Origin of the sequence: Streptomyces sp. CB01201 (assembly GCF_002803085.1) — a bacterium.
GTDB lineage: Bacteria > Actinomycetota > Actinomycetes > Streptomycetales > Streptomycetaceae > Streptomyces > Streptomyces hundungensis.
In genome coordinates this window covers 23,018-32,026 of record NZ_NNBJ01000034.1, presented here as the reverse complement: position 1 = coordinate 32,026, position 9,009 = coordinate 23,018, and the positions used below count along the sequence as shown (strand labels likewise).

Below are 9,009 nucleotides of genomic sequence, written 5' to 3'. Positions count from 1 at the left end.
AGTTCATGTCGACGCACCACGAACGGAGCAACGAACCATCGACTTTACGGACACGGCCTAGGACGGCATCGAGGAGGACGCAGCACCGGCTCCGGCTGGCCCAGTGAGGAGAGCGGTCTGAAGCAGTTCCTCCTTGGACCTCGTGGTGCAGATGTCCGCTCCCCACTCCCTGTCTGACCGCCTTGATAGAACCTCTTCATGACATTCCGATTCACCGCCCGCGTCGCCGGAGCTGAGATCGATCCCGACGGCTACTTCACCGAAGCCGGCCTCTCGGAGGCCGAGGACGGCAGCGGCTTCATCCTGTCGTTCATGGCGGGCGAGGAAGATCCCGACGATCAGGAAGTCGTCCTGGGGATGGACACTCATTGCCTGGTCACGGCCGGGCAGGGGACTGCCTATGGCTGCGTGCGCGAAGCCGTCCTGGAGGGCAATGTCCTTCGCGTCGTGCTGGCCCCCGAGGCACTGGCGGACCTTCGGCTGGAGGACAGCGAAATCGAGGCCGCCATCGAAGCGCCTGCGCAAGACGTGGCCCGGTTCCGGGAAACCCTCGCTCAGGTGCTCGCTTATGGGAGGCCGGATGCCTTGCCTACCCGAGTGGCGGTCTGATCCGAGGAGTAGGGCCTCACCCGCGCTTGACAGCCGACATTGGGAAGTTGCTTCCCCGGCGCGGCTCCGGTGGTCCGGCCGCCGTCGTCGGGGTCACGTGCGGAAGGTGCGGCGGTAGGTGTCGGGGGAGACGCCGACGCTGCGGTGGAAGTGGCGGCGCAGGGTGGTCGCGGTGCCCATGCCGGTGGCCGCGGCGACGGTGTCCACGGTGGCATTGGTTGTTTCCAGGAGCTCCTGGGCGCGGCGGATGCGCTGGGTGTGGAGCCAGTGCAGTGGTGTGGTGCCGGTGAGGTGTTTGAAGTGGCGGGCGAGGTGGCGTGAGCTCATGCCGGCCTGGCGGGCCAGGTCTTCCACGGTGAGGGGTTGATCGAGGCGTTCCAGGGCCCAGGGGATCAGATCGCGCAGGGGGTGGTGGCCGGGTTCGGGCAGGGGGGTGGCGATGAACTGGGCCTGGCCGCCGTCGCGGTGGGGCGGGATGACGAGGCGGCGGGCGATCTTGTTGGCGTTGGCGGCGCCGTGGTCGAGCCGGACCAGGTGCAGGCACAGGTCCATGGCGGCGGCCTTGCCCGCGGAGGTGAGGACGTCGCCGTTGTCGATGTAGAGGACGTCCGGATCCACGGTGGCCGCGGGGTGGCGCCGGGCCAGTTCTGCGGTGTGGGCCCAGTGGGTGGTGGCACGTCTGCCGTCGAGCAGGCCGGCGGCGCCGAGTACGAAGGCGCCGGTGCACAGCGAGGCCGCCCGGGTGCCGGCCTCGTGGGCGGCCCGCACCGCCGCGATCAGGTCGGCGGGCGGATCGCGATCGGTGTCGGCCCAGCTGGGGACGATCACCGTGTCGGCGTGGGCGAGGTGGCCGAGCCCGTGGTCGGGCTCCAGGCCGAAGCGGCCGACGTTCACTGGGCCGCTCCCGCACAGGGAGAAGTCGTACCAGGGGTCGACGATATGGGTCAGGTCGGAGCCGAAGATCTCGATGGCCGTGGATAGCTCGTAGGGGAGCATGCCGTCCGTGACGGCCACCGCAACAGCAGGCATGTCCGAAACTGTACGCGCCATGTCATTTCCGACGCTCGCAGAAGGTGCCGTCGTGCGGACAGGATGAGGGTGTCGGGCTGCGGCGGATCGTCGCCGCAGCGGGAGTCCGCAGGTAGGGGAGCGGTGCCATGGGGTTGGGTCAGCGGGTGGCGGTGTTCGGTGCGTACGGTCACACCGGGCGGTTCGTGGTCGCGGAGCTCGCGGCACGCGGATTCGCCCCGGCGCCCTCCGGACGCAATCCCCGGGCACTCAAGCAGCTTTCCGACGCGTACGGGCTTGAACCCCGCGTGGCGGCGGTCGAGGACGCGGGCTCGCTGGACCGGGCCCTGGAAGGGACGGCAGCGGTCATCATCTGCGCCGGCCCCTTCGCGACGACCACCGGCCCGGTGATCGAAGCCGCGCTCCGCTCGCGGATCCCGTACCTGGACGTGGCCGCCGAACTGGAGGCCAATCTGGACACCTTCGCCGACTACCGCGAGCGGGCGCACGAGGCGGGGGCGATCATCGTCCCGGCCATGGCCTTCTTCGGCGGTCTCGGCGACCTGCTGGCCACCGCCGCGATGGGAGACTGGGCAGCGGCCGACGAGGCCCACATCGCCTACGCGCTCAGCAGCTGGCAGCCCACCGCCGGCACCCGCCGGTCCGGAGCGGTCTCCCGCGAGCGGCGCGGCGAGGCCCGCCTGCGCTACCGCGGCGGGCAGTGGGAGCGCCTCACCGACGCCGCACCCACCCTGGAGTGGACCTTCCCCGAACCCCTGGGCGTCCGGGAAGTGATCGAGGAGTTCACGATGGCCGATGTCGTCACCGTCCCCCAGCACCTGTCCATCCCCGACGTGACCACCTACATGACCACCGGGGCGGTCCGCGACATCGCATCCGCCGACACCCCGGCCCCGACCGCCACCGACGCGAGCGGCCGCTCCGACCAGACCTTCCTCGTGGACGCCGTCGTCCGCTCCGGCCGCACCGAACGCCGGGCCACGGCGAGCGGCCAGGACATCTACGCCGTCACCGCACCACTCGTGGTCGAGGCCCTGGAACGTGTCCTGACCGGCCATATCGAGACCACGGGCGTCGCATCCGCCGGCGAGCTCTTCGACGCACCCGACTTCCTCACAGCACTCGCCCCACACATCACACTCGGCCTCCACACACACCACGTCTGACCACACGGCGCCACGACAACCGGGAGCCACCTTCCAACTGGCCCTTTACACATGGAAGGTGCAGCCCTGCAACCACCTCTTCACCCTCATAGGGCCAACGGCCCGACCTGCCGACAGCGGCACGCGCGATGGGGCATGCCGTAGTAGGCTCAAGTCCTCAAATGTCAGGGTTCGTTCCTCGCCGAAGTGAGGACCCCTGACACGGAATGCCCGAACACGGTCTCAGCAGGGTGTAGTTGTGTCCCTGTCCCGGCACACATATCAGGTGCTCCCCCCGCGAGACGGATGCACGGGAAAGATGTGCCCTGGCCTCACGACGTGCGCATCGCGCACTTGATGACCCAGGAGTTCCGAGCGACCGGTGCCGCGGACAGAGCCTGACGCCGTAACGGGGATTAACGGCATGGGCGAAGCGCGGCGCGGCGGGCATGCTCAGTCGATGGCCAGGGTTTACCGTGCCAGACCCCCTGGCCGAGTTTGTCGCGCACGTAGGCGGGGGCACCGGGGCTGGTGTCCCCCGCCGGACAGGCCGCCGTATTCCCCGTTGTGCTCCTGGGCTGGGTTGGAGCTCTACGGTCTGCCCGTCCAGTGGGCCGCCGGTCATTCGTGCTGTCTCATCCACGGCGTGTCTCCGCTCCTCGACGCACGGCGGTCGTAAGGCTGTCCGCTCGATCATTGCGTATCAGCGGGCTCAGAAGCTGGCCGACACCGCCCGGGCCGAGCGGGCCGCACTGGCCCTGGACGACACTCTGCGGCATGCGAAGGCGTCGCTGATCGAGCAGGGCGACAAAGCTGAGCGGAGGCTGAAGTGGCTGTTGTGCGGCCGTCTGGCCGACGCGGTCCGCGACCGCGCCCTGCTGCCCATGTAGTTCGTGACCCGTGCTCGGTTCCGTCCCGCCGGCGGGCGAGACGTGGGAGCGGATGGACCATGCCGCCCTGGTCCTGGCCCACTGGTTCACCTACCGGATCACGGACCAGGGCGTCGCGCTCGGTGCGGTGCCCGATGTGTACGTGCAGCGTCGCACCGAGTGGCACCGCGAACTCACCACGGACCTACGCCGCTGGTAGCCCGGCCGCGCGGCCGGGCACGTCTCCGCTCCCGGCGGGGTGATTCGCCCTTTGGCGGCGGGGCAACGTGAACGCTGCACGGTGTCCTCTGCCCGCTGATGTTCTGGCCTTTGAACCCGGTCCGTTCGTCGAGCTGGCGAGGGTGCTGTGATGTGCGGTCCCCAGTGCTCCTCATGTATTCGGCCAAGGGAACGTACGCCTGATCCAGGCTCTGGCATGGGTCCTCACCGCGGTCTCAAGGACGCTTGCGATCAGCGCCTGGGCAACCTCGGCATGCCCGTCCCAGACCGCATCTGCGGCCTTGACTGGAGCAACGGCTGAGCAGCTCTCCACCCCAAGCGCGCCCATGCCCCGTTACTCTGGCGCAGAACTCGGGTCAGGCAGTGAGCCTTTTCTAACTTGACCAGTCAGCTTGCCCCGTACTGCTCGCATCGAGTGGCAGGCCACCTTCCAAAACGCGGTTGAACAGGGGCCTGACCCGCCATCGGGTCAACGCAGCGGCTGCCAGGCAGCGGCTTGCATCGGCTTCCGGAGGTGGTCGATCTCATCCGGTGGGTGTGCCTATCCATCGAGCCAGGCCATGAAGCGCGTGCGCTCTTCGCCGCACCGGCCACTGCCGGAGGTGTGGGAGCTGTTTGGGGTGAAGGTGGAGCCATACGGCTCAGAGGTAAGCGTGCAGGCTTCCCGTACGGGCTGCAGAGCGTAGTAGCCGAATGCGGCCAGTCCCGCGACCAGCAGAGCAATGAGCAAGGGGCGTCGGGCTGTCGGGGAGGGCATGCTGGGATTCTACGAGCGTCACATGCACAGGGCGCAGTGAGGTCTTGCCAACCTGCCAGGTGAGGCGAGCAGTTGGGCTGACAGACAGTGAGCCTTTTCCAACCTCATGTTGAGGCGTGGTGGAGGACGAGGACTGCCTTCACGATGTCGGTGATCCGGTTGGTGCTGCAGCGGAGCTTCCGCAGGAGGCGCCAGCCCTTCAGCACGGCCATGGCCTGCTCGCCGACGCAGCGGATCTTGGCGTGGCTGCTGTTGTGCCGTCGTTTCCATCGCTTGAGCCGGCGGCCCCGGAAGGGCACTCGGATGTGGCGACCGGCGCCTTGGTAGGCCCTGTCCGCCCAGCACTTCAGGCCCACGGCGGCGAGTGTGTCGACGATGAGATGGCTTCGGGCCGCGGTCAGGTCGTGGGTGGCTCCGGGCAGGGCTGGTGACGCCCAGAGCAGTTGGCCGAACGGGTCGGTGAGGAGCTGGACGTTCATGCCGTGCCGCTTGTGTTTTCCCGAGTAGTAGGGGGGGTGTCGGCGGCGATCCGGTCGATCGGCAACAGCGTGCCGTCCAGGATACGAAGGCTTTCGTCCGGGCCGTCTCCATCGCCGCGGCCAGGGTCGGTGCGCGAGCGGCCAGGACTTCGATGGCCTCGCATATGTACCGGTAGACGGTCGCGATGCCGATCCTGAATCCGGCGGCAAGCTGGGCGTAGGTGTCGCCGCACCGAAGGTGGGCCAGGGCGAGCAGGGCCTGACGACCGGCGGGCAGTCGTCTCCACCGCGTACCGATCTCCCGTCGCCGAACAGCGAGCCTATGTGTCAGGTGCTGCAGGCTGCGGCTGGACAGATCAATCGAGGACGGGTAGACAAGCACGCGAAGCTCCTGGCGGCACGGATGATCTTGGTCGAGAACCCGTCTACCAGGAGCTTCGTCGTTCCGTACAGCCCACACCGACCAACACCACAGCCTCACCGGCAGGTTGAAAAGGGCTCAGTGAAGCCTCTGATAGGTGGGTTTTCGACCGAGAAATCCGTCTCCACCAGAGGCTTCCTACGATTGTCTACCCGTCAGGTGTGGACGTGTCCAGTTCTGCCCTGCGCTTCCTGTCCGCCAAGCTCCGCCAGCACCGCCGGGAGTTTGGTACCCGCTGGCGGCGCCTGAGTGCCGGGGCAGGCTCTGCTCAGGCTCACCCATCTCCCCAACGGCCACCCGTATGCCCAACTCGCGGCTGGGTTCGGCATTGGGACCGCGCATTGGGACCACGACCGCGTACCGGTACATCACCGAGGCCGTCGAGGTTCTAGCCACTCTCGCTCCGACCCGTGAAGAGACGGACCGGACAGGGTCTTCGAAGGCGTTCATGCTGCTGGACGGGACCCTGCTACCGATCAACCAAGGATCGCCGAGGACCGGCTTTACTACTCGGGGAAGCACAAGAGGGACGGCATGAACGTGCGGATCCTCGCCGATCCCTTCGGCCGGCTGCTCTGGGCGTCACCAGCCTTGCCCGGCGCCGTCCACGACGTCCGCGCGGCTCGCGAACACGGCATCGTCAACGCCCTCGCTCTGGGGCCGCGACACGTCCTCGATGCCGGGGAGGCGGCGGGCCGAAACGACGAGGTAGGCGATCGCGCCGAGCAAGACCACGACGGAGGTCCAGTCGTTCAGGCGCAGGCCGAGGAACGTGTGGGCCTCGTCGATGCGCAGGTACTCCGTCCAGAATCGGCCGGCCGTGTAGGCAGCGGCATACAGGGCGAAGGCCCGGCCGTGGCCGAGTGCGAACCGCCGGGCCGCCCAGAGGACCAGTGCGGCTACGCCTATGTCCCAGAGTGACTCGTAGAGGAAGGTGGGGTGATACGTCGCAATGTCGAGCATTCCGAATGGGCGGTGTGCGCGGTCGATCTCCAGGCCCCAAGGGAGCGTGGTGGGGCGGCCGTAGAGCTCCTGGTTGAACCAGTTGCCCCAGCGGCCGATCGCCTGGGCCACGGCGATGCCCGGGGCGATGGCGTCCGCGAAGGCGGGAAGGGGGATGCAGCGGCGACGGCAGCCGATCCACGCGCCCAGGCCGCCCAGTGCGATGGCGCCCCAGATACCGAGCCCGCCCTCCCACACGTACAGAGCCCGGATTGGCTCGCCGTGGTTGCCGAAGTACGCGTCGGGGCTGGTGAGCACGTGGTACAGCCGTCCGCCCACGAGGCCGAACGGCACGGCCCAGATGGTGATGTCGGCGATGACGCCCCGGTCCCCGCCCCGTGCGACCCAGCGCCGGTTGCCGAGCCAGACGGCCACGAACACGCCGAGGATGATGCAGAAGGCGTACGCCCTCAACGGCACCGGGCCGAGTGCAGTACCCCGGTTGAAGGGCTGGGAAGGTAAGCGAGATCCATAATCGAGAGCCTTGGTCGAGGTCGTGGAGGGCATCGGGTGCCACGCCCCGAAGGCGCGGGCCGTTCGGCCATCGCTCAGCGCTGCCAGCCGTCGGCGGTGCGAAGCCCATAGCCGAGCGCGCGGTCGAGGGAAATGTGCAGCAGCCAGGCGAGCCCCAAGGTGAACAGCGCGGTGCCAGGCGGGTCGGGCAGCACAACGCAGACGACGAGCCACAGAACGGGCGCGATCGGCCGGTGGACGAGGTTGTAACTGGGCACCCGGCGGCGGGTGAGCTGCCCGGGCTCGTGTTCCCCCGGCGGCCCGATGAAGAGCGTCAAGTCAGGAGCGAAGACGCCCACAATCCCCAGCAGAATCGTCCCGCCACCGTGGTTGACCATCTCCAACACGAGCCAGAACAACAGAAATGCGCCGAACAGTGCCCAGGCGCCGCGGACGGAAACCAAGGTCGAGCTTCGGGTGGCTCCCCGGGCCGTAGGGGATGTCACAAGATCACTCCGGCTCACTCTCGGCGGGAGGACGATGACGAGACTCTTGTCTGAGCCCAGCTACCCTTCCGGCGGCGAACGCGAGGCGCCATACCGCAGCGGGTACGTAGCTGGCAGTGCGGGCGGCGAACCCGGGAGCGGGTCCCCTGGGTAACGGCGGTCATGCGCTGCCTCCCCGGCTCTTGATCCGGATTGCCTGGGCGAACGCCTCGCAGCCGGTGCGCCATGCGGCATCCAGGTCGGCGCCGGGCGGGAATCGGCCGTCGAGTTCGAGCATGACCATGCCGTGGGCGAACGCCCAGAACGTCCGCGCGATATCGATGTCGCCATGCACCGCGCGGGCCAGGGGCATCGCCGCGCGGTCTTCGAGCCCTTCGGGGAGCGCAGCGCGGGCGAGCGGCCGAGTGTGGGTAAGGCGGTAGAGGTGCGGACTGGCGAGCGCATGCTGCCGATAGGCGCTCGCGAGCACCAGCAGGGGCGGATCGTCGCCGATCTCGGCCTCAGCAGCCTCCATGTCCTGCGCCAGGCGAACCATCCCCTGTGCTTGGAGCCCCGCCTCGACAGCGGCCTTGTCGGGAAAGTGCTTGTACAGAGAAGGCGCCCGGATGCCGACGCGCTCGGCAATGCGTCGCATGGACAACGCCTCCGGCCCTTCAGTATCGAGCAACTGCCGGGCAGCGGCCATGACCTGCCGCGCACGGTCGGCCATGACGGGCCGCCCGGGTTCGCCTGTGGGAGTGCTCACTGCAGCCCCTTCACTTCGCGAATGATCAACGCGGCTAACGCCGTTAGCTATGGGGTGCCAAGCTACGGCTACCGGCGTTAGTCGTCAAGGACGGCTGGGGTGAACTCACTGCCTGACCGGCGAGCTCACCCGAGGAGAGTCGCACCCGTTGAACACGAAGCAGCCGCTGGCCACGGGGCAGGCCGGGACTCAGGGCTGCCCGGAGGCGCGGACCTTCAGCGCTCCCGAGCGGGTGAGCAGCGCGGCGATCGCCATGAACACCAGCCCGTTGGTGACGATCGAGGCGATGTCCTGAGGCAGGGCGCCGTGCCGGAGGAAGAAGCGGCCCAGCTCGGACTCGTACCAGTAGGTGGCGCCGATGGAGAACACCGAGCGGGCGACAATCAGGCCGATCCAAAGCGTCGCGTAGCCGCGGCCGGCCCGGGCGACGACCTGGCCGTCCGGCTCCCGGAAAACCTGGACCTGGCTGACGGCGACCAGCCCGAACAACACACCGGCCGCGAGGCCGCAGATTTCGATGGCTAGGCCGATCCCGTTGTCGAAGAAGGTGTGGACGAACACGGGGACGATGATCACCGCGACGATCAGCGGGCGGAGCAGGCGTCCGCGGCTCACCGCCTTGGTGCCGAGGTCGGCGTGCAGGGTCGTGAGCAGCACGACGACGTTGATGAGGAGAGCGCTCTGCAAGGTGGACATGGTTTCCGCCGATAGGTGAAGGGGGTTCTTGTCCACACAGCGTCGGACCACCGCCATG

7 protein-coding genes and 3 pseudogenes are annotated in these 9,009 nt (G+C 68.3%); 4 read left to right on the top strand and 6 right to left on the bottom strand.

What is annotated here, in order from left to right; genetic code table 11:
- Positions 1 to 198 precede the first annotated feature (198 nt).
- Positions 199 to 609 carry an Imm10 family immunity protein gene (locus tag CG740_RS38795; protein ID WP_100580030.1) on the top strand — a complete coding sequence of 137 codons (411 nt, stop codon included), beginning with the start codon at positions 199 to 201 and terminating at the stop codon, positions 607 to 609.
- Positions 610 to 702: 93 nt separating this feature from the next.
- Here the strand turns inward: CG740_RS38795 and CG740_RS38790 are convergent, their stop codons facing one another.
- Positions 703 to 1,638 carry a helix-turn-helix domain-containing protein gene (locus CG740_RS38790; protein ID WP_100580029.1) on the bottom strand — a complete coding sequence of 312 codons (936 nt, stop codon included), beginning with the start codon at positions 1,636 to 1,638 and terminating at the stop codon, positions 703 to 705.
- Between the two features lie 128 nt (positions 1,639 to 1,766).
- On the opposite strand from CG740_RS38790, the gene CG740_RS38785 reads away from it, so the two are divergent.
- Entirely contained in the window at positions 1,767 to 2,804 is a 1,038-nt protein-coding gene (locus CG740_RS38785; protein ID WP_199846716.1) for a saccharopine dehydrogenase family protein, read from the top strand.
- Positions 2,805 to 3,683: 879 nt separating this feature from the next.
- Positions 3,684 to 3,872, top strand: a complete 189-nt coding sequence (locus tag CG740_RS38775; protein ID WP_234376756.1) for a hypothetical protein — start codon at positions 3,684 to 3,686, stop codon at positions 3,870 to 3,872.
- A gap of 881 nt (positions 3,873 to 4,753) precedes the next feature.
- Here the strand turns inward: CG740_RS38775 and CG740_RS38770 are convergent.
- A pseudogene (locus tag CG740_RS38770) lies at positions 4,754 to 5,510 on the bottom strand (transposase family protein).
- Between the two features lie 182 nt (positions 5,511 to 5,692).
- On the opposite strand from CG740_RS38770, the pseudogene CG740_RS38760 reads away from it, so the two are divergent.
- Positions 5,693 to 6,200: pseudogene (locus tag CG740_RS38760) on the top strand (transposase family protein); the annotation flags it as partial.
- On the opposite strand, the pseudogene lgt reads toward CG740_RS38760, so the two are convergent.
- The 4 genes and pseudogenes from lgt to CG740_RS40145 form a co-directional block, all read right to left on the bottom strand.
- Positions 6,132 to 7,024 (bottom strand): annotated as a pseudogene (gene lgt / locus CG740_RS38755) (prolipoprotein diacylglyceryl transferase). The pseudogenes CG740_RS38760 and lgt overlap by 69 nt on opposite strands.
- 75 nt (positions 7,025 to 7,099) lie before the next feature.
- A complete protein-coding gene (locus tag CG740_RS38750) occupies positions 7,100 to 7,468 on the bottom strand; it encodes a DUF4260 family protein (protein ID WP_234376755.1) in 369 nt (122 codons plus the stop codon).
- Between the two features lie 202 nt (positions 7,469 to 7,670).
- Positions 7,671 to 8,219 (bottom strand): TetR/AcrR family transcriptional regulator, encoded by a 549-nt coding sequence (locus tag CG740_RS38745; RefSeq protein ID WP_100580026.1) that lies wholly within the window; start codon positions 8,217 to 8,219, stop codon positions 7,671 to 7,673.
- Between the two features lie 225 nt (positions 8,220 to 8,444).
- Positions 8,445 to 8,951, bottom strand: coding sequence for a DUF1453 family protein (locus CG740_RS40145; RefSeq protein ID WP_100580025.1), 507 nt, complete (start codon positions 8,949 to 8,951; stop codon positions 8,445 to 8,447).
- Between the last annotated feature and the right edge of the window lie 58 nt (positions 8,952 to 9,009).

Coding starts and splice junctions, on each gene's coding strand:
- CG740_RS38795 (WP_100580030.1), top strand. CDS start 199: ATGACATTCCGATTCACCGCCCGCGTCGCCGGAGCTGAGATCGATCCC.
- CG740_RS38790 (WP_100580029.1), bottom strand. CDS start 1,638: ATGCCTGCTGTTGCGGTGGCCGTCACGGACGGCATGCTCCCCTACGAG.
- CG740_RS38785 (WP_199846716.1), top strand. CDS start 1,767: ATGGGGTTGGGTCAGCGGGTGGCGGTGTTCGGTGCGTACGGTCACACC.
- CG740_RS38745 (WP_100580026.1), bottom strand. CDS start 8,219: ATGGCCGACCGTGCGCGGCAGGTCATGGCCGCTGCCCGGCAGTTGCTC.
- CG740_RS40145 (WP_100580025.1), bottom strand. CDS start 8,951: ATGTCCACCTTGCAGAGCGCTCTCCTCATCAACGTCGTCGTGCTGCTC.